General features: G+C 59.9%; 17 protein-coding genes. 10 read left to right on the top strand and 7 right to left on the bottom strand.

Annotated features, from left to right (window positions below; genetic code table 11):
- The first annotated feature begins 129 nt into the window (after positions 1 to 129).
- Positions 130 to 579: an RrF2 family transcriptional regulator gene (locus J2D73_RS05325; RefSeq protein WP_207880102.1), complete on the top strand. Its 450-nt coding sequence runs from the start codon at positions 130 to 132 to the stop codon at positions 577 to 579.
- 81 nt (positions 580 to 660) lie between these two features.
- On the opposite strand, the gene J2D73_RS05330 is transcribed toward J2D73_RS05325, so the two are convergent.
- Positions 661 to 1,209, bottom strand: a complete 549-nt coding sequence (locus J2D73_RS05330) for a hypothetical protein (RefSeq protein WP_207880103.1) — start codon at positions 1,207 to 1,209, stop codon at positions 661 to 663.
- A gap of 319 nt (positions 1,210 to 1,528) precedes the next feature.
- Here J2D73_RS05330 and J2D73_RS05335 point away from each other — a divergent pair, with 319 nt between their 5' ends.
- Both J2D73_RS05335 and parE read left to right on the top strand, forming a co-directional pair.
- Positions 1,529 to 2,059, top strand: coding sequence for a hypothetical protein (locus J2D73_RS05335; RefSeq protein ID WP_086643392.1), 531 nt, complete (start codon positions 1,529 to 1,531; stop codon positions 2,057 to 2,059).
- 163 nt (positions 2,060 to 2,222) lie between these two features.
- Positions 2,223 to 4,256, top strand: coding sequence for a DNA topoisomerase IV subunit B (gene parE, locus J2D73_RS05340; RefSeq protein WP_207880105.1), 2,034 nt, complete (start codon positions 2,223 to 2,225; stop codon positions 4,254 to 4,256).
- A gap of 91 nt (positions 4,257 to 4,347) precedes the next feature.
- On the opposite strand, the gene J2D73_RS05345 is transcribed toward parE, so the two are convergent.
- Positions 4,348 to 5,796: a tetratricopeptide repeat protein gene (locus J2D73_RS05345; RefSeq protein WP_207880107.1), complete on the bottom strand. Its 1,449-nt coding sequence runs from the start codon at positions 5,794 to 5,796 to the stop codon at positions 4,348 to 4,350.
- 197 nt (positions 5,797 to 5,993) lie between these two features.
- On the opposite strand from J2D73_RS05345, the gene J2D73_RS05350 reads away from it, so the two are divergent.
- From J2D73_RS05350 to J2D73_RS05360, 3 genes are all read left to right on the top strand, one after another.
- A complete protein-coding gene (locus tag J2D73_RS05350) occupies positions 5,994 to 6,884 on the top strand; it encodes an EamA family transporter (RefSeq protein ID WP_207880109.1) in 891 nt (296 codons plus the stop codon).
- Between the two features lie 80 nt (positions 6,885 to 6,964).
- Entirely contained in the window at positions 6,965 to 7,639 is a 675-nt protein-coding gene (locus J2D73_RS05355; protein WP_207880111.1) for a POTRA domain-containing protein, read from the top strand.
- 938 nt (positions 7,640 to 8,577) lie between these two features.
- Positions 8,578 to 11,010, top strand: coding sequence for a TonB-dependent receptor (locus J2D73_RS05360; protein ID WP_207880113.1), 2,433 nt, complete (start codon positions 8,578 to 8,580; stop codon positions 11,008 to 11,010).
- Between the two features lie 190 nt (positions 11,011 to 11,200).
- Here the strand turns inward: J2D73_RS05360 and J2D73_RS05365 are convergent, their stop codons facing one another.
- Positions 11,201 to 12,145: a glycosyltransferase family 2 protein gene (locus J2D73_RS05365; RefSeq protein WP_207880115.1), complete on the bottom strand. Its 945-nt coding sequence runs from the start codon at positions 12,143 to 12,145 to the stop codon at positions 11,201 to 11,203.
- Between the two features lie 410 nt (positions 12,146 to 12,555).
- On the opposite strand from J2D73_RS05365, the gene clpB reads away from it, so the two are divergent.
- Positions 12,556 to 15,171, top strand: a complete 2,616-nt coding sequence (clpB, locus tag J2D73_RS05370) for an ATP-dependent chaperone ClpB (protein WP_207880116.1) — start codon at positions 12,556 to 12,558, stop codon at positions 15,169 to 15,171.
- A 167-nt stretch (positions 15,172 to 15,338) separates the two neighbouring features.
- On the opposite strand, the gene J2D73_RS05375 is transcribed toward clpB, so the two are convergent.
- From J2D73_RS05375 to xseA, 4 genes are all read right to left on the bottom strand, one after another.
- Positions 15,339 to 15,809: a hypothetical protein gene (locus J2D73_RS05375; protein ID WP_207880118.1), complete on the bottom strand. Its 471-nt coding sequence runs from the start codon at positions 15,807 to 15,809 to the stop codon at positions 15,339 to 15,341.
- Positions 15,810 to 16,262: 453 nt separating this feature from the next.
- The gene (locus J2D73_RS05380) at positions 16,263 to 17,009 is read right to left on the bottom strand and encodes a hypothetical protein (RefSeq protein WP_207880119.1); all 747 of its coding nucleotides are present in this window, start codon (positions 17,007 to 17,009) and stop codon (positions 16,263 to 16,265) included.
- Positions 17,010 to 17,258: 249 nt separating this feature from the next.
- Positions 17,259 to 17,489 (bottom strand): hypothetical protein, encoded by a 231-nt coding sequence (locus J2D73_RS05385; protein ID WP_207880121.1) that lies wholly within the window; start codon positions 17,487 to 17,489, stop codon positions 17,259 to 17,261.
- A gap of 159 nt (positions 17,490 to 17,648) precedes the next feature.
- Positions 17,649 to 19,121: an exodeoxyribonuclease VII large subunit gene (gene xseA / locus J2D73_RS05390; protein WP_207880123.1), complete on the bottom strand. Its 1,473-nt coding sequence runs from the start codon at positions 19,119 to 19,121 to the stop codon at positions 17,649 to 17,651.
- Positions 19,122 to 19,317: 196 nt separating this feature from the next.
- Here xseA and purD point away from each other — a divergent pair, with 196 nt between their 5' ends.
- From purD to J2D73_RS05405, 3 genes are all read left to right on the top strand, one after another.
- Positions 19,318 to 20,598, top strand: coding sequence for a phosphoribosylamine--glycine ligase (gene purD / locus J2D73_RS05395; RefSeq protein WP_207880124.1), 1,281 nt, complete (start codon positions 19,318 to 19,320; stop codon positions 20,596 to 20,598).
- A gap of 215 nt (positions 20,599 to 20,813) precedes the next feature.
- Complete coding sequence (tkt, locus tag J2D73_RS05400; protein ID WP_207880126.1) at positions 20,814 to 22,913, top strand: transketolase; 2,100 nt, start codon at positions 20,814 to 20,816, stop codon at positions 22,911 to 22,913.
- Between the two features lie 93 nt (positions 22,914 to 23,006).
- On the top strand, positions 23,007 to 25,865 hold the full coding sequence (locus J2D73_RS05405; protein ID WP_243429678.1) for a bifunctional transaldolase/phosoglucose isomerase: 2,859 nt from the start codon (positions 23,007 to 23,009) through the stop codon (positions 25,863 to 25,865).
- Positions 25,866 to 25,868: the final 3 nt, after the last annotated feature.

Here is a 25,868-nt window from a genome sequence, read left to right on the forward strand (position 1 = left end):
CTCGACACCGTGGATAATCCGACATAATCTTCTATCTACATTTTTAATTATCTATATGCGACCGCCGCTGCCGCAGGCGCCTCGATTCGAGGTTGTCCGGCCTGGACTGCGCCGCGAAAAGGAGAAGCCATGCTGTTGCGACGTGATCGAGCGATCACTGCAGTGCTCATCATGCTTGATGTGGCGTTCTACGCCAGCCGGAGCGGCACGGTCAGCGCCGCAGACATCGCCGAACGGGCGGGGCTGGCGAGGCGTGGCATCGAGCCGCTGCTGCAGGCGTTGTCCCGATCCGCTCTGCTGGAGAGTGTGCGCGGGCCACGCGGCGGGTACAGGCTTGGGCGTCCCCGGCGGGATATTTCCGTGGCGGATATCGTCTCGACCGTCGTCAACGCGGATGCGGAGCAGGAAGATGGGCCGGAAGGGCCGCTGTTCGCGAAGGTCGTCGATCCGGTGTGGAAGGATCACGACGAAAGAACGGTAAACGCCTTGCGCGAGGTCAGTCTGGACGACCTCGTGCGGCGTGCTGAGGCCAGCGGCTTGCGGCGTCCGGTGGCCGAGCCCATCAGTTTCTCGATTTGAAGTAAAACGCGAGGGCCTGAACGCCCCGCGAGGAAGGTAGTCTGGCTTTCAGGCGGAACCAGAAGGTTCCGCCTGACGGTGTCAACCGTGCTTTTTGGTCGCCCGGCGCTTGCTGGCGGCGGCCTTACCCTTGCTCTTGCTCGGCGTCGGAGCTGTGACGGCGGGAGTGGGGATTACGACGCCTGTCGCGTCCGCCGTCGCTGTAATCGTAAGTTTTTGACGCTTCTGCGCGCCGGACTGGTCGGCGGTCGGGATCAGGATGACGCCGAACGTATCCTTGCCCGCATAGCCGAGCGTCGGCGTGTAAGTGATGTGGGTAACGCCATCATGGTTGTAGAGGAACGCCTTGCCGTGCTCGGGGGACGGGAGGACGCCGAACGAGGCGTACGAGCCGCCGCCTGGCTGGCTGACCGTCAGGCCGCACATGCCGTCATCGCTGCGGACGGTCATCGTGGTCGTCTGGTCGCCGTTCGGGCCAGCCTGTGGTGAAACCACCTGGCACACGGCGGACCGCTTCATGTTGCCGAAAGGGTCGGGCGTGGAGAGGGACGGACCCTGCAGCTGGCCCTGATTACACCCGGCCAGAAGGCCGGCGGTCAGCGCAGGAAGGGCAAAAACTCGCAGTCGCACGCGCACGCTCCGCATTCTGTTTAAGGACGGCAGTGATGATTCGACCCACGAGTCGTCGCGTGGTCGATGGGACACACGCTGTAGAGCATCGTGCTGCCGGTTGAAAGATGCGTCGATCGGGGCTTTCGCCTCATTGGGGACATACAGAAGCTGCAGAATGATCGGAGGAAGGACGGTTCCCGTGTTGGCGCCGTGTGAAACATGATTTGTCTTGCAAAACGGATATATACCCGGTTTGGTTCACACGCTGGTTTGAGTTTCGTGCGACGTCCTCCTTGCAACCGTGGCTTCGGGCGATCGCGACTCCTTGGAGAAACATATGTTTGTTGCTTTACCGCGCCTTGCAGTGGCGGCCTTGTTCACTGCGGGGATCGCTTGTGGGTCGGCGGCTTCGGCAGCCAGTTGCGGTCGCACTTCCGCGCATGAGGCCTTCGACGTTCAGGGGTTGAAGAGCGAATTGATGGTGACGGCGCTGTCATGCAATGCGCAGGAACGTTACAATTCGTTTGTGGCGAAGTTTCGGACCAAGCTTCTCTCCGAGGAAGATCGGCTGAACACCTACTTCCGTGCGACCTACGGCAAGTCGGCTCAACGCGAGCATGACGACTACATCACGCAACTTGCCAACGTGCAGTCCGAGCGTGGTCTGCAGGCGGGCACCATTTTCTGCAGCCAGCGTATGGCGATGTTCGATGAAGTTGCGGCGTTGAGCGACGAGCACGATCTCTCCAACTACGCCGAAGCCAAGGATATCGTGCAGCCCGCGACGTTCGAAACCTGCGAGGCGCCGGCAGTCGAGCGAGCTACGTCGAACAGCCGCCGTCGTGCGCGCAGCACCCGGAAAGCCTGACATTTGACATGACTTCTGTCGGGAGGAGAGTTCCCGGCAGAAGGAGCCTGACGGCTTTTGACCAGCGCAGTTGCCCTGACCGTCATCATGTTGCGGCATTTATCCGTTGCCTTTGACGTGATCCATTCTTGACGAATTTTGCGTTGCGGGAGAGAGACCGGGCATGAGCGATCTCTTCTCGTCCACAGGTTCTTCCCCGCAAAAGCCGGCCCGCCCTGAGCGTGCGTCGTCCTCCGGTAAGGCGGATGCTCCTGCCCAACAGTATGACGCGAGCGCCATCGAAGTTCTTGAAGGACTGGAGCCGGTTCGTCGCCGACCCGGCATGTATATCGGCGGCACGGACGAGACGGCGCTTCATCATCTGGCCTCCGAAATCCTCGATAACTCGATGGATGAAGCGGTCGCTGGGCACGCCACGACCATCGATGTGCGGCTGGAGAAAGATAACTGGCTGACCGTCCGTGACAACGGACGCGGCATTCCGGTCGATCCTCATCCCAAATTTCCTGATCGCTCGGCGCTTGAGGTCATCCTCACCACTCTGCACGCGGGCGGCAAGTTTTCGGGTAAGGCGTATGCGACCTCGGGCGGCTTGCATGGCGTCGGATCCTCCGTGGTCAACGCCTTGACGACGTCATTTGAGGTCGAAGTCGCAAAGGATCGGGAACTCTGGCGGCAGAACTACTCACGCGGAATTCCCCTGGGGCCTGTGGAAAAGGTCGGCGCCGCACCGAACCGGCGTGGGACGCAGATACGGTTTCAACCTGATTCCGAAATTTTCGGAACACACGCGTTTCAGGCCGCTCGCCTCTACAGGCTGTGCCGCTCCAAGGCGTTCCTGTTTCGGGGCGTCACGATCCGCTGGTCCTGCGATCCGGCGCTGATCAAGGCAGGAGACGCCACGCCGCCAGAGGCGGTGCTCCATTTTCCCGGCGGTCTCGCGGACAGCCTTAGCGACGAGCTTGGTCCGCAGGCGCCGTTGCTTGCGCCGATCTGGGCGGGTGACGCCGACCTGCCAGAGACGAACGGCGTCTCCAACGGCAGGGTTGAGTGGGCCATAGCCTTTCTTGAATCGGGCGAGGCGCGATTCGTCTCGTTCTGCAACACCATCCCTACGCCGCAGGGCGGCACGCATGAGACGGGGTGTCGGGCGGCTCTGCTCAAAGGTTTTCGCGCGTGGGGCGAGCAGCGTTCGGCCAAACGGGCAAGCATCGTCACTGCGGAGGACATACTTGGTGCGGTCGCCATTCAGTTGTCTCTGTTTCTACGGGATCCGCAATTTCAGGGACAGACCAAGGAGAAGCTGACGAGCGCAGAGGCGTCGAAGCTGACCGAAACTGCGTTGCGCGACCGTTTCGATCACTGGTTGTCGGCAAATCCGTCGCAGGCGGATGCGCTTCTCGCTTTCGTGGTTGAACGGGCGGAGGACCGGCTTCGTCGTCGTGAGCAGAAAGACACGCCGCGCAAAAGCGCTACGCGTAGATTGCGGCTACCGGGCAAGCTCACCGACTGTACGCGCGAACGGGCGGAGGAGACTGAGATTTTCCTCGTCGAAGGCGATTCCGCTGGTGGGTCGGCCAAGCAGGCGCGCAATCGCGAAACCCAGGCGGTTCTGCCACTACGTGGCAAGATTTTGAACGTCGCCAGCGCTTCGACAGAAAAGTTGAGAGCAAATCAGGAATTGAAAGACCTGATCGAAGCGTTGGGTTGCGGCGTAGGGGATCGTTTCGATCTCGACAAACTCCGCTATGGTCGCGTGATCATCATGACGGACGCTGATGTCGATGGAGCGCATATCGCGTCGTTGTTAATGACCTTCTTCTACCGCGAGCTGCCGGAATTGATCCGTGCAGGACGCCTCTATCTTGCGCAGCCGCCGCTTTATCGTCTCACGCAAGGCGCCAAAACGGTTTACGCGATGGATGACGCCGATCGAGAGCGCAAGATCAAGAGCGCATTCAAGGCCAATGCGAAGGTTGAGGTGTCGCGATTTAAGGGGCTTGGTGAAATGCCGCCGGGAGATCTGAAGGAAACGACAATGGATCCGGCGCGTAGGACCTTGTTGCGGGTGGTCGCTCTGCCGGAAGACCGCGCTGTGACGCGTGAGCGGGTGGAGAGTCTTATGGGGCGTAAGCCGGAACTGCGGTTCGCATTCATTCAGGAACACGCCCGCTCTGTTGAGGTATTGGATATCTGACGAGAAGAAAGCGCGGTTTGGGGCTGCGCCTTCATGGTGATCCGTCAAATTGACGTCGCTGCTATTTAGAAGAGCGAGAGTGGTAGCTTCGTTATTCTGCGACGATTTCTGCTCGCAGTGTATGACTGACGATTTTCAGATCGAGCGCCATTTTTTGTACTGGCGCCGACCAGTCAAGTGGCGCTTCCTGCTGATACAGGCGCAGGTTGGCGTACCAGGGTGAGTCGCTACGACCCGACAGCCAGCGCCAACACTGGTCGTAACGGGACAGCATCCAGGTGGGTTTGCCTTGCGCGGCGGAGACATGTGCGGTCGAGGTGTCCACGGCGATGACCATGTCAAGCTGAGAGATCAGGGCCGCAGTATCATCAAAGCTCTTCAGGAGCGCCGTATGATCGATGAGAGACATGCCTGATGGCGGAGATTTCGCCTGAGAGGCGGCTTCGCCGATTTGCAGACTATAGAATACGGCATCTGGAACGGCGGCGGCGAGTGGCGCAATGGTGTGGAGCGTCGTTGAGCGTCTGCTGTCGACGAAAGCGGCGTCCCGAACGCCGCGATGAGGCGCTCCGGCCCACACCAGCCCGATGCGTAGCGGCGGGGCGACGAAGCCGAGGCGTGTGTCGTCGGCCCGAAGTATCTCGCGCCAGCGCGCGGCCTTGTCGGAATCTGTGATGAGATAACCGTCAGGAAACGGAATCGTCTCCAGCGTGGTTCCTAAGGCTAGTGGGAGGCTGAGCGCCGGGATTTGAATGTCGTAGTCGGGCAGGGGGTCGCTTTCCGTTACGACAAGATCTGGTTTCGTCGACCGTTCGATCAGTGCCGCAAGTTCCGGGCGTAACCGGATGATGACACGTCCGCCGCGCGCTTTGGCGAGCGGAACGAACCGGGCGAATTGCAGCATATCGCCGAAACCGCCTTCGGTATGGATAAGCAGCGTGCGTCCTTTAAAGTTCGCCCCGTCCCACGTGGGGCCGGATATCCCGTGGTGTTCGGTCGTGCGGACGCGCCAGCGCCATTCGTACTCCTCAAGACCCGCCGGATAGTCCCCTGCAGCTAGGAGAGATAATGCGTGGTTGGTGTGGTTCTCCGGATTGTCCGGCGCAAGACGCACGGCCACCCGGTGAAAATTTTGCGCGTCTGCGTGCTCTCCCTTTGCATCCAGAGCCACCCCGAGATTGCTGAGGGCCATAGTGTGTTCAGGGTTCTGGCGCAGGCAGCGGGCGTAAGCGGCGATGGCGTCGTCATAGCGTTGCATCTGCTGCAACGCGTTTCCCAGATTGCACCACGCGTCGGCCAGATCGGGGGCGAGCGAAACTGCGCGAGAAAGGCAAATGAACGCCTGATCGAAAAATCCTTGCGCGGCGAGCAATCCACCGTAGTTACTAAGGATGCGCGGGTCATTCGGCGCGATCGAGAGTGCGAGTTGATAAGCCGACGCCGCCTCTTCGAATTGTCCGGCAAGTTGCAACTCCGTGGCCTCGAGGTGGAGAGGTTGGCCGCCAACGGGAGGGGCTGCATTCGAGGTGTCGCCTGTCATGGGGCGGAGGGTAGGGGGATATTTTTAAGAAACAGTCACTGCGAGCGGCTTCGGATGACGTGGCTTCATGCCCCATGCCTGCATTGACGACAGATCAACGGCGCCGCTCTCGAAAAAAGCGTGGTCCTCGCGTAGGGAAGCGCGACGTGAAGGGCCCGGCGTGAGTTGCGCCAAAGAATCGGCTTTTCCGGGGAGCCATGATGATCGTCACCAAGCAGCCTCTGTCGTCGCGCCGTTTCTCGGCTGTCGCCCAGATGCTGGCGTCGGTGGTCTCGCTGCAATTCGGGTCGTCGCTGGCGAAATCCCTGTTTCCTATATTCGGCGCAGTGGGCGTCGTCAGTATGAGGATTGGTTTCGCCGCGATTCTTCTGGCTGCGATCGTTCGGCCCTTCGGCCGAATGACGCGGGACACATGGAGGCTCGCTGCGCCCTATGGGCTCTCGATGGCTGGCATGAATGTCTGCTTCTACCTTGCGCTGGACAGGTTGCCGATGGGTGTGACGGTGGCGATCGAGTTCATCGGGCCGCTCTTGTTGTCGCTATCGCATTCCCGGCGGGTTCTCGACATTGCCTGGCTCGCGTTGACCGTGGCTGGGTTGACGCTGCTGCTTTATCCCCATGGCGGCGGGAAGTTTCCTGACCCGGTGGGTGTGCTCGAAGCCGCGCTGTCGTCTGTGTGCTGGGTTCTCTACATTATCACAGGGAAAAGACTCGCTGGACGGGTCGAGGCGACGATAGCCGCCGCATCGGGGCTTTTTATCGGGGGGCTGGCGATGGCGCCATGGTTCGCCGCCACGGTCGTATCCGTGCTGTCGCAGCCGTTGTGGCTGGGGGCGGGCGTGCTGGTCGCCGTGTTGTCCTCCGCCTTGCCGTATACGCTTGAATGTCTGGTGATGAAGGTTCTGTCGGGGCGGGATCTGGGCATACTGTACAGTTTGGAGCCAGTGGCTGCCGCCTGTGCGGGATTGTTGCTGCTCGGAGAAGCGTTGTCGCTTCAGAAGGCGCTGGGAATCGTCTGCGTCGTCGTGGCTTCGGCTGGCGTCGTTCTGAATGGCCAGGACGACGATATCCTCGAACCGCCCCCATAGAGCAGGACCGGTGCGGCTTGGCTTGGCGCCGTGGCGATGCTGTGCATCATGTTCGGACGCCTTTTGAGGAGTAATCAGGCATGACCGTATTTTCGTCCCGTATCAGCAGGCAGGCAGTTCGTTCCGCCTATGGTTCGGCCTCGCGGACCGCGTCCCCTCTGGCTCTGGCCGCGACTCTGGCCATGGGCGCTGGAGTGATGGTCGCCCCGACGGTTTTCGCGTCTTCGGCTTTCGCCGCGTCGGCGCCGTCGGCTGATACGCCGCTTACGCTCAAGACGCTGAAGATCACGGGCAACAGCCAGGTTGCGACCAGCGACATCGATGCAGCCGTTCCGTTTCACGTTGGCGACACCGTGACGCAAACGCAAATCGCGGCAGGCCTTCAGGACGTTATGGGCGTCTACAAGGCGAAGAACGTTGGTGCCAGTTTCGGCCAGAAGCTGAAGTTTATCGGCAAGAACGTTGAAGTGGAGTGGCAGATCGGGGAGCAGGCGGCTGCCGGACCGGCGAAGCTGGTCGTCGACAGCGTGGCGTTCTCGGGGAACAAGAAGGTTTCGAGCGACGAACTGGCGGCTGCGACGAAGCTGCGCCCGGGCTCCGAAGTGACGAATGAAAGCGTCAGCGCAGATCAGCAAGCTATTCAGGGCGTTTATAAAGCGAAAGGCGTTTCAGCTGGCATCGGGATGACGCCCAACTATCCCAGCCCGAACCATGTCGTCATCACCTGGACGATTACCGAAAAATCCGGAGACTGAATTCCGCCGCTGTCGTTGCGACGTCGACAGGTGTTTTGACCGCTTTGACACGCCCTCGGCGCGCATGTCGCGTCGGGGGCGTTTGTTTATTTGCTATCATGGATCGACATCGCGGATGCGTAGAAACTCGGTCTGCTCACAGGCTGGTAAGGCCCGGAGAGCAAGTGCCTTGGCCGAAACAGGCAGCTTCGCAATGTTTTGATTTTTTTCAGACATGCAAGTTTATAAATTTATATTTGGCATGCTTCGCGGCAGACCCTGTGATTGCTTTTACGGCGGCGACAGGTTCAGCGAGTGCGCGTTGCTGATTGAGAACCTGAGCGCAAGGCAGGGGCCTCGTTGCGACGATTTTACAAATATCCAGCATGATTTCGTTAAACGAAAAATTATACTATTTTTCTGTTATTATTGAAATATTTTGCAAAAATAATGAACTTTGGAATGAAAATCCCAGCTATTTTCATCAGAAATAAAAATTTCACATTGAGGGAGGTGCTTCACGTGTAGTTTCCGCGATGACGACGCAGGAGGCATATGCGATGCGGGGCTTATCCGATTTGACGCCGTGCGCTTCTGCTCCCGGGAGCGGCGTAGCCGCGGGGAAAGGGTGAAATTGATGCAGATTGGTCACAGGTGAGATGCAATTTGGAACGAAGCCTCACCCTTTCGTTGCTTGCATGTGTGCTCTCCGGCTAGAGCGTCACTTAAGGCCCTAAAATCTCAACCGCAACGTCTGACCCGTTTGTCTTCGAATGAATAGTAAAACCGACTACTAATCGGCGCAAATGCGGTTCTGCTTTAAAATCGGATTTCGTCGGGCAGTAATGTCTGTGAGCATCCCGGCAGTCGTCAGTCACAGTTTATATTGTAACGTTAACGCAACGCTTTGTCATGGGAAACGCCAGTTAATGTCGCATCGCGCCCGCAGAACCACTTTGATGACCTTACTCGCCGGTTCAATCCTGGCCAGCGTTGCCGATCCGGCTGACGCGGCTGTGCGTCATGGCGCGCACCATCGTACGACCACGACGAAGGCTTCGTCCGCGAAAACGGCGGCGCCTGCGGTAGTCGCCAAGCCGGCGGTTGCGGCCGCTGCGCCGGCTCCCGTGTCTCGCCCGTACGTGTCGTCTCAGACCGAAGATGTCGCGGTGAGCGGTCGCAGCGTCCGGACCCGCCAGCCTGGCGGCGGATTGATGCGCGCGGAGACCGCTGCGAAGGCTGTTCAGTCGGTGACGCGCGACTTTATTGCAAAGCAGCCGCCGTCATCCAACGTGCAGCAGCTCATCGCCATGATGCCGAGCGTCAATGTTTCGATGCAGGATCCGTTTGGCCTGTACTCTGGTCAGGTCAATGTTCGTGGTTTCGATCAGGCGGAAGTCGGCTGGGTGTTGGACGGCGCGCCGCTCAATGACATCGGCGGCGGACAGTTCTACGCCAACGAGGTGCTCGAATCGGAAGATCTCGAATCCGTGCAGCTGACGCCAGGATCGGTCGACGTCAATTCGCCGGTGGTCAACGCGTCCGCCGGTCTGACCACGATGACAATGAGCAATCCGACGGTTAAGGCTGGCGGTCTGCTCGATATCTCCTTCGGTTCGTTTGATACGACGCGACAGTTCCTGCGGTTGAACTCCGGTTACATCGGCAACAGCGGCATCCGCGCCATGTTCGCTTTCAGCCACACGAAGGGCAATCAGTGGCGTGGCGCCGGGCAGGCGGAGAAGTTCCATTATGACTTCAAGGCCGTGAAGGATTTCGAGAACGGCAGCCACACGGGTCTGACAGTGTCGTATAACGACCAGGTCAACGACTCTTACCTGTTCCCCACTTTGAGCCAGTGGCGCGCGAATGGGTACAGCAATAACTACACCCCGAATTATGCCGGAGCGAGCGCGGCGGGCGCCAATTACTACAAATTGCATGTGAACCCGTTCCGTAACGTCGTAGCCTCCGCCCCGACGCATATCGTTATCTCGCCGAAGCTCTCGATCGACGACTCGATCTATTTCTGGCACGGGATTGGCAACGGCACGGGCGCGACGTATTTCACCCCGAGCGCGCTGTCCAATCTTTATATGGGCACGGAGAAAGTGTCGCTCAACGGAGACACCAGTAAAGGGTATCTGGCTCTGGCTCCGTCCAATCAGGAACAGTTCAGAACCGGCAACACTCTCTCCGCAACATACAAGATCGACAAGCACAACACTCTGTCTCTTGGCTGGTGGTATGAATACGCCAACCTTGAGCAGTATTCGCCTTATGGTCAGGTCAATCAGGCGACGGGAGAGCCCTACAACATCTGGGGAACGAACGCGGTTGTCACGACCACGACGGGGCAGAATTTCCGGGCGCGCGACTTCCTGTCCCTGTCGCAGGTGAACATGATCTTTATCGGCGACACGATGAAGTATTTTAACGATCGCCTGAACATCACGCTTGGTTTCAAGGAAGCCATGGTGACGCGTCGTACTTACAATTACACGCCAGGGACAACATATAACCGGAACATCCACTCTGCCGAGCCGCTGCCGCAGATCGGCATTTCGTGGAATTTCAACAAGCAGCATCAGATTTACATTTCTGGCAGCACCAATTTCCGTGTGCCCGCCAATACTTCCTTGGTCGACTATTACGGAACAGCCAACGCGCAGACCCAGAGGGGCGGGTCGAGCAATCCTGAATACACGATTGAGGAAGAACTGGGCTATCGCTACAACGGCGACGTGATCAACGCCTCCGTGTCGTTCTTCAACTACAACCTTTCGAACCGTCAGCAGTCGCTTAATTACTACGTGGGCACGACGCCCTACAGTCAGACGGTCAATGCAGGCGGTCAGACGACGCGTGGTGTCGATGCACAAATCGGCACCCGCCCGATCTGGTATCATATCCGCCCGTACGCGACGTTCGAGTATCTGCACTCGACGATCGACAACAACATTGCGGGCAGTACTACGAGCGGTACGACCGATTATCTGCCGACAAAGGGCAAGATCGCTATCCGGTCGCCGAAGGTTCAGGCGGGGCTGGGTCTCGATTATGACGACGGTCATCTGTGGATTTCGGGTCAGCTGAAGTATATCGCGAAGCAGTATTCGACCTTCATGAATGATCAGTCCATTCCGCAATACATCACCAATCAGGTTGCTGTCGGGTATCGTTTCAAGAGCTTCGGATATCTGAAATCACCCGAAATTCAGCTGAACATGCAGAACCTGACTGGTGCCAAGTTCCGAAACGGCGTTTACGGTTTCCAGACGAACGCCAATGCGACGAAGGGCGTCTACGGCGGAACGATCGCCGGATCGTCTCCGACATATTATCTGCAGGTGCCTTTCAGTGCGATGGTCACTCTGTCCACCGGCTTCTGACGCCGCCGTCACAGTCGTTGCGAACGGGATATCCCATCGCAGTGGCTGGACAGCCGATGACGTGGGAACAAGCAGCCGCCCGACGGACGAAGTCGGGCGGCTGTTTTCCATTTGAGGCGATCATTCCAGGTTTGATTGCAGCTTTTCTATTCCAGGCGCGACATCTTCGCGCGGCGGATTAGGTTGCATGTCATGGTTTCAAGCGTCGTTTTTCGAAACGCCCGAACGCCATGTAATGTTGAAGGCCTCTCATCGCGGCGTTTTTGACGTCTGGATTGGCGGCCAGATAGAGAGCTTCGTCGAACTCTTTCGCAACGGTCTCGATTTCAGGGATCACGCGACTGCTCATGGGCTCGAACTCAGTAAGGAAGGCGTCGCGGCCTTCGTCGTCTTTCCATGGCATGCGGTGGATCGGATCCTTCGCAACTTTTGCGAGCAGGTCATTATTTTTGCTGGCTTCCTCCGGCGTTCCGGTCGAAGGTAGATTCGCCAGCTGCACGCCGCCATCGATGACATAGAAATAGGTCATCGGCCCTTTCTCGGCGGTTTTGACAAATCCGCCGTATCCCGCGCGCACGTAGCGGAACGAGTAATCGCTGTGTTCATGGCCGTATCGGCCGAAGCGCACATCCATGAAACCGACGCGGGCGAACGCTTCCCGGCTGACGCCCATGCACATCCCGCCAACAACCGGCGACAGCCCGACATCTTCTGCGGTCAGCCCCCCGCCGATCACGTAGGGCGCCATGCTTCCGGGCACGTAGTTGACGTGCCCGTATAGTGTTGCGGCTTCGAACCATTCTGCGTCCCAGCCGTGAATGCGGGGCATCACGTCGTCGTCCATCAGGATGACGGCGTCCACGTCGGTGTAGTTGAACAGGTAGAAAACGCCCCGATTCTTGTTCCACGCTATCCCGCGGTTGACGCCGCCGATCGTCATCACGCCGCGTTCGGCGAGCATAGCGATGGTTTCGTCATCCGATCCGTCGTCGCACACGACCAGTTCGATATCGGACACGCTCAGACGCTCAATCAGGTCGATCTGTTTGAGAAGGTTATCGATCCGGTTGTAGGTCGTGATCGCGATACCCAGTTTTTTGCCCATAGTGCCTGGCTGCTTCTCTTTCGCCGACATCCCTCCCGGTAGGGGAGGACGCCATGGTTCCTGAATGATTAACGACGCTTGCCGGGAGCGAGCCGGAGGCGAGGACTTTCCATTCTGACCTCAAGCTACCCAATACTGCCGGGGGCCGAAAGATCATGGGCGTGATGCGTTTGAGAACGATCAGCCTTCGGCGATCTGGCCCGCACCCGAATGGTGGCTATCGCTCGTGGTTCAGGCGGTGAGGGGCGGCGGAGCAGGTTGTCAGCGCATCGAACATCGATATGCGTCTCCGTGGTCAATTTCGGTCGCGGGTTGGAGCGACTTGCTCTTGTCATCGGGTGGACGGCGCCCATATCCAATGCAAGACCGAGACGACGTCGCCTATAGAGGGACGGCGCCGAGGCCTGAACGTCGCCTAGAGTGAAAGGGACACCGGGACTATGGACATACAGAAATTTACGGAACGTTCGCGCGGTTTTTTACAGGCTGCGCAGACGATCGCCGTCAGGGAATTCAATCAGCAACTGACGCCGGAGCATCTGCTCAAGGCGCTCCTTGACGATAATGAAGGTGCTGCATCGTCGCTGATTCGCGCTGCGGGTGGGGATCCGCTCAAGGTTCTCGCCGCGACTGAGCAGGCGCTGGCGAGGCTGCCGAAAGTACAGGGCGGCGGCGCGGGGCAGCCGCAGGCGACGCCTGATCTCGTTCGCCTTCTGGATGCGGCCCAGCGCACGGCTGAAAAAGCCGGGGATTCGTTCGTGGCGCAGGATCGGCTTCTGGTCGCCATCGCCGCGTCGGATAGCGCTGCGGGACGCGCCCTGAAGGACGGCAACGCTGGCGCAGAGACGCTGGAGAAGGCCGTCGCCGCGATTCGCAAGGGTCGGACCGTGGATACCGAGAATGCGGAGGCCGCGTTCGACGCACTGAAGAAATACGCACGCGACGTCACAGCCGTGGCGCAGGCGGGAAAGCTCGACCCGGTCATCGGGCGTGATGAGGAGATTCGTCGCGCTATTCAGGTGCTCGCGCGTCGTAGCAAGAACAATCCCGTGCTGATCGGTGAACCGGGCGTCGGCAAGACCGCTATCGTCGAGGGGCTGGCGCAGCGCATTGTTAACGGCGACGTGCCGGAGGCGCTGCGCAACAAAAAGCTGCTGTCGCTGGACATGGGCGCGCTGATCGCGGGCGCGAAGTTTCGCGGCGAGTTCGAAGAGCGTCTGAAAGCCGTTCTGAAGGAAGTCGAGAGCGCGGAAGGACAGGTGATCCTGTTCATCGACGAGATGCATACGCTCGTCGGTGCAGGACGTTCAGATGGCGCGATGGATGCGTCCAACCTGATCAAGCCGGAACTGGCGCGTGGCACGCTGCACTGCATCGGCGCTACGACGCTCGACGAGTATCGCAAATACATCGAGAAGGATGCGGCGCTTGCTCGGCGTTTCCAGTCGGTGTTCGTGGGCGAACCGTCCGTGGCCGACACGATTTCGATCCTGCGCGGGATCAAAGAGAAATACGAGCTTCACCACGGTATCCGCATCTCGGACGGCGCGTTGGTGGCGGCGGCGACCCTGTCGAACCGCTACATCACCGACCGGTTCCTTCCTGATAAGGCGATCGACCTGATCGACGAGGCGTCCAGCCGCCTGCGTATGCAGATCGACAGCAAGCCGGAGGAACTAGACGAACTTGATCGTCGCGTGATCCAGTTGAAGATCGAGCGTGAGGCGCTGCGGAAGGAAGACGATTCCGCCAGCCGCGACCGGTTGGAGAAGGTGGACGCGGAACTCGTCGATCTCGAGGAGAAATCCGACGCGATGAACGCTGCCTGGCATGCGGAAAAGGATCGGGTCAGCGAAGTCCAGAAGTTCAAGGAGCAACTGGACGAGGCGCGTTCCGCCGTAGAGGTGGCGCAGCGGAAGGGTGATCTCGGCCGCGCGTCCGAGTTGATGTACGGCGTCATCCCCGACCTTGAGGCGAAGATCGCGCAGGCTCAGGAAACGCAGGCGGGATCGACCGGCGATCTGGTGTCGCAGGCTGTGACGGAGCAGGGCATCGCCTCGGTCGTGTCTCGCTGGACCGGCATCCCCGTGGACCGGATGGTCGAGGGCGAACGGGCCAAGCTTCTGCGGATGGAGGACGAGCTTCGCAGGCGCGTCGTCGGGCAGGAACCTGCGCTCAAGGCGGTGGCGAATGCGGTTCGCCGCGCGCGCGCCGGGCTGCAGGACCCGAACCGGCCGATCGGATCGTTCCTGTTCCTCGGTCCGACCGGCGTGGGCAAGACCGAGCTGACCAAGGCGTTGGCGGAGTTTCTCTTCGACGACGAAAAGGCGTTGCTGCGTATCGACATGAGCGAGTTCATGGAGAAACACGCAGTCGCTCGCCTGATTGGCGCGCCTCCGGGATATGTGGGGTATGAGGAAGGCGGCGTGCTGACCGAGGCCGTGCGTCGTCGTCCCTATCAGGTCATCCTGTTCGACGAGGTTGAGAAAGCCCATGGCGATGTCTTCAACATTCTGTTGCAGGTGCTCGACGACGGGCGTCTGACGGATGGGCAGGGGCGCACGGTCGATTTCCGCAATACGCTGATCGTGCTGACCAGCAATCTTGGCTCCGACGTTCTGGCGAACCAGCCTGATGGAGAGTCCACAGATCTGGTGCAGGCGCAGGTGATGCGCGTCGTGCGTGACCATTTCCGTCCGGAGTTCCTGAATCGTCTCGACGAGATCGTGCTTTTCTCACGCTTGCAGAAAGTCGATATGGCGCGGATCGTCGATATTCAGATCGGGCGGCTTCAGAGTCTGCTTTCGGATCGCAACATCGTTCTGCACCTCGACACGCTTGCGGAGCAGTGGCTGGCGAACGAGGGTTATGATCCGGTGTATGGCGCCCGTCCGCTCAAGCGCGTCGTGCAGCGCAGCCTGCAGAACCAGCTTGCGGAAATGTTGCTCGAGGGCGGCATTCATGATGGCGAGACGGTCAATGTCTCGGCGAATGGCGACGGTCTGGTGATCAACGGGCGCGAGACTGCCGAGGTTGGGGTTAGTAACTCTCTCTGATCCTGCCTTATAGTTTGGGAGTGGTGAGGATGGGGGCCGACGTGAGTCGGTCCCTGTTTTTGTTGGGAGTCGTGAATACGGCAGAGGGAGGAAGCGGAAGGTCGGCTTTGAGGAACCGTTACGGGAAAGCCGCCGCTCTGCGAAAGCGGCTAGGGAGGGGCCTTCGCCTAACCTTGGTCGGTGTAGTCATGCTTGAAACGAATTTCTTGCCGCCCTTGCACTCGCTTGAAAATCGCTCTCCCAGCGGCCTGACGCAGGGTGCGCAGCCAGAGAATTAATGCATCTAGGTCCGGGTAGAATTCTAGCGCATCGTCGAAATCATATTGAGGCAGCATGATTTCCGAATCTTCAAACGCTTTGAATGTGCTGAACGCAAGGCGCATACGATCGACATCCGTGTGAGCGATGACCTTGTTGCGCCTTTCCTTCAATCGCTCGTGAAGGGCCAACTGCTCGATGGTAGCCGTGATGCCCAGCCTCTTTAAGCTGATCGTTGGCAGCCCCTTTGAGACGGAGAATGGTCGCCAGTATGCGATGACAGCGGCGTCCTCAAAGCATCGTAGGCGCCGACGTTCGATCCGCGAAATCGGTTCTTTGGGACCGACCTCCGAAATAAAATCGAACGCGCTGAGGGCCATTTGGAAGTCAGCCTTCGCCTGTATGATGCGAACTTCCTCCACTGTAAGAGCCGAGGTTTCCAATTCATGTACCCAGACAATGAACGACCAAATCGAGTTGACCCACTATGGCTCAACGCCACTCAAAACTTTTTAATGAATAGCTATGATTAAGACGGCTGGTCAAGCTACTCGCTAACCCATCACGAGTTTCTCGAACTACTATGTCACACCGTTGACTTGCGGAGGCCTTTAAAGCCATCCGATTAATTCCATCAGCCGCGTCCGTTATGCAAGACGTGGTCACGCCGACGACCCGTCCGACATGAGAGGCGTAAGCAGAAGATCCACTTACGCTCTCTTGTCAAACGTGGGTGAAGCGGTACGCGCTTCCTATTAACGGACATAGCAACATGCTGTGCAAAGATTGGTCGCTGCCAATCTTCGGGCGGTTCACTGTCTGATGGCTGAACGTTACACGGAAGCCGCAAAGGTAGAGCGCAAATGCTCCAGCAAAAGCGTTCGGGCTGCACGGTTTTCCCGGCTCATCGAGGAAGGGTGATTGATTCGATAACAGTCGATTGAGCCATATAGAGTGAAACGTTCCAGCTTTGTCTTGTCAAACGTTCCAACAGGTCGCCAGTCAGTGCACACACTTTCTGGGCCGGAGAGCGGGAAAAACTCTCGCCGGACAAGTACCGATGCCCCCCCATTGGCAAAGATGATAACATCGGGCTGGAGAACGTTAATCTCGGCTTTCAGTAGCTGCGCGGACAGGGATTTGACCGTGTCATAATGCGGCTGCCCTGGCTGAGGCATTGTGTCTTTGAAATCCATGCAAAACAGGTTGCACCAGGCCACGTTCCCATCGCCAACGATATCTCCTACAGACCGCATGAAGTTCCAGAAAGTTTCTCCCCGGTTCTGCTTTTTTTTGCTGCTATGGCGCGCCGAGAAATTCGTATGACACTCAACCATCGCATCGATGTGGCGCTCAAGCGTATCATAAGAGCCGGTGGACGCTGGTCGTTTCCACCCCCGCGTTTCGCGCCCGACGATCATAACTCTTCGGCCAGACTTCCATTCAGCGGGAGCACCCGGAAGAAAGATATCGGAGTATCCCGCGATACCCTCAACCACTGTGGTACGGTCAAAGAAATTAATATCGTATCCAGAAAGAATTTCTGAATATTCAATCTTAAGGGCGTCGGTCAATGACATCCGGTATCACCTCATTTTATGCTGGATAATATTAGATGATTCGATACATTACGCAATTATCGCCTTTAGGCGTTTCACCTTATCGCAGTCGGGTTTGCTCTCTCAGAGCCTGACTCAAAAAGGGTTTTGACTAGGTTTTGGCAGAAAATGGCGCGTTCATGTTATGTCCGCTAAGTGGAAAGCAATATAGCTGCTTGAAAGTCCGACCTGAGGGCGAAAGCGGTTGTCGCCCTCAGACACCATCACCGTCTACCTGGTCGTCGCCCCGGTGCCGGTCGGGCAGTGCGAAGGATTGCCGCCGGGACGGTCTGACGACACCATGGCGCAGTCGGTGGCGCTTACCGAGGTCGTGGCGGCTGATTGTCTGACTGCGGAGACGAAGGACTGCCCGATATAGATCAGCACGCCGAGAGTGGCGGCGATAATGGCGGCTATCACGATGAGTTTTCCGATTTCTTGCTGTGTAAAGCGCGCGCTCATGCTGGAGGCTCCGGGCGGTGGTTCAGGCGACGCGTGTGCGGTTTCAGAAGATCGAGCGAAGTCGTTCCGTCCCCCTAAAATCCGCAGCAGCGAGGTCGTGTGATGGCATGTTCGTGGACCGGCGGCTACTGCGGCGCGGCGCAGTCCAGACCGCTGCGTTCAGAGGTCGAGCGCCGTCTGGGCGGGGTTGGCGCGTCTGTCGAGTGTCGCTCCTGTCTCTCCGTCCGCGAAGACAAGCGTGACATGCGCGCCTGGTTTGGCTCCATCGGCGCGGGCCACCGGCGCGCCCCTGGCGTCGCGCACCAGCACGTAGCCGCGCTCCAGAACCGCCATGGGCGATACGGCCTTCAACTGTCCGGCTAGGCCGGTAAGGCGGGCTTGGCGTTCCCGGCACAACGCGTTGAGAGGCGCGGCGGAGAGGCGCGTTCTGGCGAGGCGCATTTCCATGGCATGGGTCATGGCGGCTGCGGCGGCGGTCAGGCTCGCCGCGCGCAGTTTCAGTCGCGCGCCATGATCCGACAGCAATGCGGCGGGTGCGGGCAAATGGCGTTCGGCGGAGATCAGGGAGGCGCGACGACGCTCCAGCAGCGCCGGCAGGGCGATATCCAGCCGGTGCGAACGGTCGTCAAGCCGCATCCGTCCGGCGTCCAGCAGGGACGGCAGGTCCGGCACGCCGCGTGCCGCGCGGTCGAGGCGCAGGCGCGCGGTCTGGCCTATGCGGTTCAGAGCGCTGCTCATGCGGGCTGCGCGGTGGGCGAGGTCCGCCATAAGCTCGTCGCGGACAGGCACGGCGAGTTCGGCGGCGGCGGTCGGCGTCGGCGCGCGGATATCCGAGACGAAATCGACCAGCGTGGTGTCGGTTTCGTGGCCGACAGCGGAGATCACCGGGATGGCGGACGCCGCCACGGCGCGCAGCACCGATTCGTCGTTGAACGCCATCAGATCCTCCAGCGATCCGCCACCTCGCGCGACGATCAGCACGTCCGGGCGGACGAGGTCGGACGTGACGCCGGGTTCGCGGGGAGGGAGGCGGTTGAAACCGTCGACGGCGGCGGCGATCTGCGCCGCCGCGCCTTCGCCCTGAACGGCGACGGGCCAGAGCAGGACGTCGCGGGGAAAGCGGCGCGCGATGGTGGTGCGGATGTCATGCAGCACTGCGCCGTGCGCGGACGTCACCACGCCGATGAGTTGGGGGAGGCGTGGGATGGGGCGCTTTCTGGCGGCGTCGAAGAGCCCTTCCTCGGCCAGACGCTGGCGCAGTCGCTCGATGCGGGCCAGCAGCGCGCCTTCACCCGCATACTCCATTTTCTCAACGATAAGCTGATAGCTCGAGCGCTCACCGTAAGAAGACACGCGGCCGCTGGCGATGATCTCCAGCCCGTTTTCAGGAATCAGCCCGAGGCGGGAGACGGAACCGCGCCAGACGACGCCCGATATTTTTCCCCCTTCGTCCTTGAGGGAAAAATAAAGATGGCCGGATGCGTAGCGTTTGAATTCCGTGATCTCGCCACGCACGCGAACGCGCCCGAAGGCTCCTTCCAGCGTGCGTTTGATGGCCCTGGAAATCTCTGAAACCGAGTATTCGGGAACATTGCCGAACGGCGCGGGCTGGGAGGGAGGGGCATCGTCCATCCCTTGACCCTATGCTACAGACGCGACGTCGCGAACAGGGGCGGCGTGTCGCCCTGCATGTTGCCGGACGACGTCGTGGGGCCAGGGGCCGTGCGGCGGGGTGGTCGGTCATATGAGCGGCGCAGGGAACAATCGGGATGGCGAAAGTCGTCTCGCGACGGTGTGTCGTCGTGAAGGGTTACGAAGGGAACGGGTGATGCGGGTTCTACTGATCGGTTCGGGTGGTCGAGAGCACGCATTGGCGGCTGCGCTGGCTGCATCTCCGGCCCTGACGCAGCTCTATATCGCTCCTGGCAATCCCGGCACCGCAGCGCTGGGCGAAAATGTGGCGATTTCAGCCTCCGACGTGGCGGCGCTTGTCGCGTTCGCGCAGACGCACGCCATCGACCTCGTCGTGCCGGGGCCGGAAGCGCCGCTGGTCGCAGGGCTTGCCGACGCCTGTGCCGAAGCTGGAATCGCCTGTGCAGGGCCGACGCAGGCGGCGGCCGCGCTGGAGGGCAGCAAGACTTTCACGAAAGAGGTTTGCGACGCGGCGCGAATTCCCACGGCCCGATGGGAGCGCTTTGAGGACGCGGGGAGTGCGCTTGAGTTCGTGCGCCGCCGCGGCGCTCCGATCGTGATCAAGGCTGACGGGCTTGCCGCCGGGAAGGGCGTGGTCGTGGCGCAGACGCTGGAAGAGGCGGAGTCCGCCATTACGGACATGATGACGTCCGACAAGCTGGGGGAGGCGGGCCGTTCGGTCGTCATTGAGGAATGCATGGTCGGAGAGGAGGTCTCCCTATTCGCCTTTTGCGCCGGACGCGATGCGGTTTTGATCGGCGCCGCACAGGACCACAAGCGTATCGGCGATGGCGACACCGGCCCCAATACTGGCGGCATGGGCGCAGTGTCGCCGCCGTCCGGCTTTGATCGGGACGCACAGGAGCGCGCGCTCGATTTGTTGGTTCGTCCGATGCTGGTCGAGATGGATCGGCGCGGCACGCCGTTTTGCGGGGTGATCTTCGCCGGCTTGATGCTGACGAACGAGGGACCGAAGCTGATCGAATACAATGTTCGGTTCGGCGATCCGGAAGCTCAAGCGTTGTTGATCAGACTTGAAACCGATCTGCTTCCTGCGCTCACAGCGTTGGCGCGGGGTTCGCTCGCGGGCGTTTCCATCTCTTTTTCCGACGACGCTTCAGCCGCGATCGTGCTCGCCGCGCGCGGTTATCCGGGCGAACCCGCTCATGGCGGGGTGATTGGCGGGATCGAGCGAGCGGAGGCGGTGCCGGGCGTTCGGGTGTTTCAGGCTGGCACGGCGCTCGATGCTGAAGGACGGCTGATCGCTGTCGGCGGTCGCGTTCTGACGGTGTGCGCCACTGCTCCCGGCTTGCGGGAGGCGATCGACCGGGCCTATCAAGGCGTTGCAGCTATTTGCTGGGATGACGCTGTATGGCGCGGCGACATTGGCGCACGTGCGCTATCGATGGCCGGATGAAATCGCGTCACATGGATGTGACGTTTGCAACCGGTGGATAACCGGGGGGTTTAGGGTCTGAATTGCGCACGTCGTCGCCGGAGGCTTCTTCTCCGCCTTGCGAACGGGTCGATGGCGTGGGATCGTCAGCAGGACTTATCCGCCTGAGGCGACCTTAAGGCGCCCTTGGGCAACGCCCGATAATTAGGCCAGTCATTAATAAGGAACGGTTTCTCATGCGCTCTATTCACGTCCAGCAGAACCGCGCCCCGGAAGCCGGTGGCGCCCCTGCCCGAGACATCGACCGGACCTGCATCGACACCATCCGTACGCTTTCCATGGACGCGGTCCAGAAAGCGAACTCGGGCCACCCCGGCACAGCCATGGCGCTGGCTCCGGTGGCCTACACGCTCTGGCAGGACGCGCTGAGCTACGATCCGGCCGATCCGCTGTGGCCCGCGCGCGATCGCTTCGTGCTTTCGGTCGGCCATGCGTCGATGTTGCTGTATTCGTTGATTCACCTTTCCGGAATTCGTGACGTCGTCGACGGTAAAGTCGTTGGCGCGCCGTCGCTGACGATCGACGACCTGAAGCAGTTCCGCCAGATCGGCTCCAAGACGCCCGGCCATCCAGAATATCATCACACGGCGGGCGTCGAGACGACGACCGGCCCGCTGGGTCAGGGCTGCGCCAATTCGGTTGGTATGGCCATCGCGCAGAAGTGGCTTGCCGCCCGTTTCGATAAACCGGGTTTTCCGCTCTTCGATTATCACGTCTATACGCTGTGCGGCGATGGCGACATGATGGAAGGCGTGGCTAGCGAGGCTGCGTCCACCGCCGGTCACCTGAAGCTTGGCAACCTCACGTGGATTTACGACAGCAACCGCATTTCCATCGAAGGTTCGACCGACATCGCGTTCACTGAGGACGTGGCGAAGCGGTTCGACGCCTACGGCTGGCAGGTGCTTGTTCTCAAAGACGCCAACGACACCGCCGGTTTTCTGAAACTTCTTGAGCAGGCGAAGGCGGAGACGACGCGTCCCACGTTCATCCTGGTCCACTCCGTGATTGCGTGGGGGGCCCCGAAAAAGGCAGGCACCGCAGCCGCGCATGGTGAACCTCTGGGCGCAGACGAAATCAAGGCGACCAAGGCATTTTACGGTGCCTCTGAGCAAGACTTCTTCGTTCCAGAGGGCGTCGAGAAGCACTTTCAGGACGGACTTGGCGCACGTGGGGCCGCGGCCAGCAAGAAGTGGAAAGAGCTTTTCGCTGAATACAAGAAAGCATATCCGGACGAAGCAGCCGAAATTGAGCTGATTCTCGCGCGAAAGCTGCCCGAGGGCTGGGATTCGGAAATTCCGACCTACAAGACCGACGCGAAGGGCGTGGCGTCCCGGCAGAGTTCCGGCGAAGTGCTGAACGCCGTCGCGGCGAAGCTGCCATGGCTGATCGGTGGCGCGGCGGATCTGGCTCCGTCCACCAAGACGCTGATCAAGGACGGCGGCGCTTTCCAGCCAGCCGAGTGGAATGGCTCCTACGCCGGTCGTAATCTGCATTTCGGCGTGCGCGAACACGCGATGGGCGCCATCGTCAACGGCATCGCGCTTGCTGGTGTCCGACCCTATGGCGCCGGGTTCCTGATTTTCTCGGATTACATGAAGCCGCCGATCCGTCTGGCTTCCTTGATGGGACTCCCGTCGATTTTCGTGTTCACGCACGATTCCATCGGCGTCGGCGAAGACGGACCCACGCATCAGCCCATCGAACAGCTGGTGCAGCTTCGCGCCACGCCGGGCGTGATCGTCCTTCGCCCCGGCGACGCCAACGAGGTGGCCGAGGCCTGGAGGACGCTGATTCCGCTGACCAACCGTCCTGCGGTTCTTGCGCTGAGTCGGCAGAATTTGCCGACGCTGGATCGCGAGAAATACGCGTCGGCGAGTGGCGTCCAGAAAGGCGCCTATGTGCTGGCGGATAGCGGCAAGACGCCCGCCGTCATCCTGATCGCAACCGGCAGCGAACTGCAGCTTGCTGTTGAGGCTTATGAAAAGCTGATCGCGGACGGCGTGGCTGCGCGTGTCGTGTCGATGCCGTCCTGGGAGCTGTTCGAGGAGCAACCCCAGTCCTATCGTGACGAGGTTCTTCCGCCTGCGGTGAAGGGGCGTGTCGCGATCGAGGCGGCTTCTCCGATCGGCTGGCACCGCTATGTGGGTGACGCCGGGACGTTCATCGGCATGAACGGCTTCGGCGCTTCTGCGCCTCTTCCGGAATTGTTGAAGAAGTTCGGCTTCACTGTGGATGCGGTGATCGCCGCGGCGCGCAAGCAGGCCGGTCTTTGATTGAAACATCCGGCGTCGTTGTTCGACGCCGGATGTCATTGGGTTTCAGCCTCCGGCGCCCAAGGCGGCGTCAATGAAAAGGAGCGCCTTCTTATGAACGCTGCAGCAAACGCAAACCAAAGCCCTTTGAAAGAACTCGCGAAATTCGAGCAGTCGCCTTGGCTCGATTTTGTGCGGCGGGGATTTACCAAAGACGGCTCGATGGCCGCGTTGATCGCCGACGACGGGGTTAAGGGCGTTACGTCCAATCCGGCGATTTTCCAAAAAGCGATGGGCGAGGGGACGGATTACGACGCCCAGATCCATGAGATTCTCGGAAAGGAGATTGTTTCAACCTCCGAGCTGTATGAGCGTCTCGCGATCGACGACATTCGCGAAGTAGCGAAACTTCTTCATCCCGTCTTCGAGACGTCGAAAGGCGTCGATGGCTATGTGAGTCTCGAGGTTTCGCCCTATCTGGCGCGAGACACGGCTGGCACGATTTTCGAGGCTGGGCGGTTGTGGGATGCGGTCAAGGAGCCGAATCTCATGATCAAGATTCCGGGCACCGACGAGGGCGCTCCGGCGATCGAACAGAAGATCGCAGATGGAATCAACATCAACGTTACGCTGCTGTTTTCCCTCGACGCATACAAGAAGGTTGTTGAGGCGTGGCTGAGCGGGCTTGAGGCGCGCGTCAAGGCTGGTCAGCCGGTTGCGTCCATAGCGTCGGTCGCGTCTTTTTTTATCAGCCGTATTGATGGAAAGATCGACGCGGAAATTGATCGCCGCGTGAAGGCTGGCGACAAGGATAGTGAGGCGCTGAAGGCGGTGCGCGGCAAGGTCGCGATAGCCAATGCGAAACTGGCTTACCAGTATTGGCTGGAAGTCATGAAGAGCGATCGCTGGGCGAAACTGAAAGCGGCTGGCGCGCAGACGCAGCGACTGCTGTGGGCTTCGACCGGAACGAAGGACAAGGCTTACAGCGACGTGCTGTATGTCGAGCAACTGATCGGCCCTGAAACGGTCAATACCATTCCGCCCGCGACGCTCGACGCGTTTCGCGACCACGGCACGCTCCCCGGCGCCACGCTGACCGAGGATGTCGAGGGGGCGAAGCATGTTCTGGCGGAAGCGGAGCGCCTTGGGCTCGACCTCGCCGGGGTGACGAAGGTCCTTGTGGACGAGGGCGTGTCGTCCTTCGAAGACGCGTTCGACAGCCTGCTTGGCTCGGTGGCGAAGAAGCAGAATGATATTCTCGGGAAAAAGCTGACCGAGACGAAGTTCTCCTTGCCCGCAGATCTCGACGCCGCTGTGAAGGCTGGCCTGGACGAGTGGCGCCGGAAAGGCTCCATCCGTAAGCTGTGGGCGCGCGACGCGTCGCTCTGGACTGGCGCGGACGAAGCGAAATGGCTGAAGTGGCTCGATATTGTTGGTGAGCGGCTAGGCCATGTCGCCGAGCTTGAGGCGTTCCAGAAGGAAGCCAAGGAGCGTGGTTTCAAGCAGGTTCTTCTGCTCGGCATGGGCGGATCGAGCCTCGGTCCAGAAGTGTTGGCCGAGACGTTCGGCAAGCACGAAGGGTTCGGCCACCTGTACGTGTTGGACAGCACCGACCCGCAGCAGATCAAGACGTTTGAAGGCAAGATCGACCCGGCGCATACGCTGTTCATCGTTTCCTCGAAGTCAGGAGGGACGCTGGAGCCGAATATTCTTCTCGCCTATTTCTACAATGTTGCAAAAAAGGCGATCGGCGACAAAGCTGCTTCGCATTTCGTGGCGGTGACGGACCCGGGATCGCATCTTGAAGCCGTCGCAAAGCGCGAAGGCTTCTGGAAAATATTTGGCGGAGAGAAGGAAACAGGCGGCCGTTATTCGGTTTTGTCGAATTTTGGTCTCGTCCCGGCCACGGCTGCGGGCGTGCCGATCAAGCTCTTCCTTGAAGACGCATTGCATGGTGTGAAGGCGAGCGACGCGGGCGCGCCTCCGGCGGTCAATCCAGGCGTCCAGCTCGGCACGGTGTTCGGCGTTGCTGCGACGAAGTTCGGTCGCGACAAGATCACGATCATAGCTACGAAGCAGATCGCGGATTTCGGAGCGTGGGCGGAGCAGTTGATCGCGGAATCAACTGGAAAGATCGGTAAAGGTCTGATCCCGATCGATGACGAAACGCTCGCTGGGCCGACGCATTACGGCTCCGATCGTGTGTTCGTCTATCTGCGTCTGGCGAATGAACATTCGCATGAGCAGGATGAGGCGGTCCGCACGTTGATTGAAGCGGGTCAGCCAGTCGTAACCATTGTGCTGCACGAACGCCGTCAGATTGCGCAGGAATTCTTCCGTTGGGAAATCGCGACGGCGGTTGCTGGAGCGTGGCTGGAGATCAATCCGTTCGATCAGCCGGACGTCGAGGCCAGCAAGATCGAAACAAAGAAGCTGACATCTGCGTATAACGACACCGGAGCGCTTCCGTCCGAGGAACCGTTCGCGACGGATGGAGATCTTTCGTTCTTCGCCGATGCGAAAAACACGGCGGCGTTGAAGGGCGGCTCTGCGCACGAAATCCTGAAGGCGCATTTCGATCGCGTGAAGCCCGGTGATTATGTCGGCGTTCTCGCCTACATTGAGCGTGATCGGGCGACACGTGAGTGGATTCAGCACACACGGTTGGCGATCCGTGACGCGAAAAAAGTGGCGACAGCCGCTGAGTTCGGGCCTCGCTTCCTGCACTCGACGGGACAGGCGTACAAAGGCGGCCCCAACAGCGGAGTGTTCCTGCAGATTACTGCGGATGACGCGAACGATCTTCCGGTTCCCGGCGAGCGCTTCACATTCAGCGTGGTCAAGGCGGCGCAGGCGCGCGGCGATTTCGACGTCCTCGCCGAGCGTGGCCGTCGTGCGTTGCGCGTGCACATCAAGGGCGATCTCGCCAAGGGTCTCGCGTCCATAGCGTCGGCGATCAAAGCCGCGATCTGAAGA

Origin of the sequence: Acetobacter sacchari (assembly GCF_017377715.1) — a bacterium.
GTDB lineage: Bacteria > Pseudomonadota > Alphaproteobacteria > Acetobacterales > Acetobacteraceae > Acetobacter > Acetobacter sacchari.

Bases quoted from the DNA above. Each gene is read 5' to 3' on its own strand.
- J2D73_RS05325 (WP_207880102.1), top strand. From the start codon at position 130: ATGCTGTTGCGACGTGATCGAGCGATCACTGCAGTGCTCATCATGCTT.
- J2D73_RS05335 (WP_086643392.1), top strand. From the start codon at position 1,529: ATGTTTGTTGCTTTACCGCGCCTTGCAGTGGCGGCCTTGTTCACTGCG.
- parE (WP_207880105.1), top strand. From the start codon at position 2,223: ATGAGCGATCTCTTCTCGTCCACAGGTTCTTCCCCGCAAAAGCCGGCC.
- J2D73_RS05345 (WP_207880107.1), bottom strand. From the start codon at position 5,796: ATGACAGGCGACACCTCGAATGCAGCCCCTCCCGTTGGCGGCCAACCT.
- J2D73_RS05350 (WP_207880109.1), top strand. From the start codon at position 5,994: ATGATGATCGTCACCAAGCAGCCTCTGTCGTCGCGCCGTTTCTCGGCT.
- J2D73_RS05355 (WP_207880111.1), top strand. From the start codon at position 6,965: ATGACCGTATTTTCGTCCCGTATCAGCAGGCAGGCAGTTCGTTCCGCC.
- J2D73_RS05360 (WP_207880113.1), top strand. From the start codon at position 8,578: ATGACCTTACTCGCCGGTTCAATCCTGGCCAGCGTTGCCGATCCGGCT.
- J2D73_RS05365 (WP_207880115.1), bottom strand. From the start codon at position 12,145: ATGTCGGCGAAAGAGAAGCAGCCAGGCACTATGGGCAAAAAACTGGGT.
- clpB (WP_207880116.1), top strand. From the start codon at position 12,556: ATGGACATACAGAAATTTACGGAACGTTCGCGCGGTTTTTTACAGGCT.
- J2D73_RS05375 (WP_207880118.1), bottom strand. From the start codon at position 15,809: ATGGCCCTCAGCGCGTTCGATTTTATTTCGGAGGTCGGTCCCAAAGAA.
- J2D73_RS05380 (WP_207880119.1), bottom strand. From the start codon at position 17,009: ATGTCATTGACCGACGCCCTTAAGATTGAATATTCAGAAATTCTTTCT.
- J2D73_RS05385 (WP_207880121.1), bottom strand. From the start codon at position 17,489: ATGAGCGCGCGCTTTACACAGCAAGAAATCGGAAAACTCATCGTGATA.
- xseA (WP_207880123.1), bottom strand. From the start codon at position 19,121: ATGGACGATGCCCCTCCCTCCCAGCCCGCGCCGTTCGGCAATGTTCCC.
- purD (WP_207880124.1), top strand. From the start codon at position 19,318: ATGCGGGTTCTACTGATCGGTTCGGGTGGTCGAGAGCACGCATTGGCG.
- tkt (WP_207880126.1), top strand. From the start codon at position 20,814: ATGCGCTCTATTCACGTCCAGCAGAACCGCGCCCCGGAAGCCGGTGGC.
- J2D73_RS05405 (WP_243429678.1), top strand. From the start codon at position 23,007: ATGAACGCTGCAGCAAACGCAAACCAAAGCCCTTTGAAAGAACTCGCG.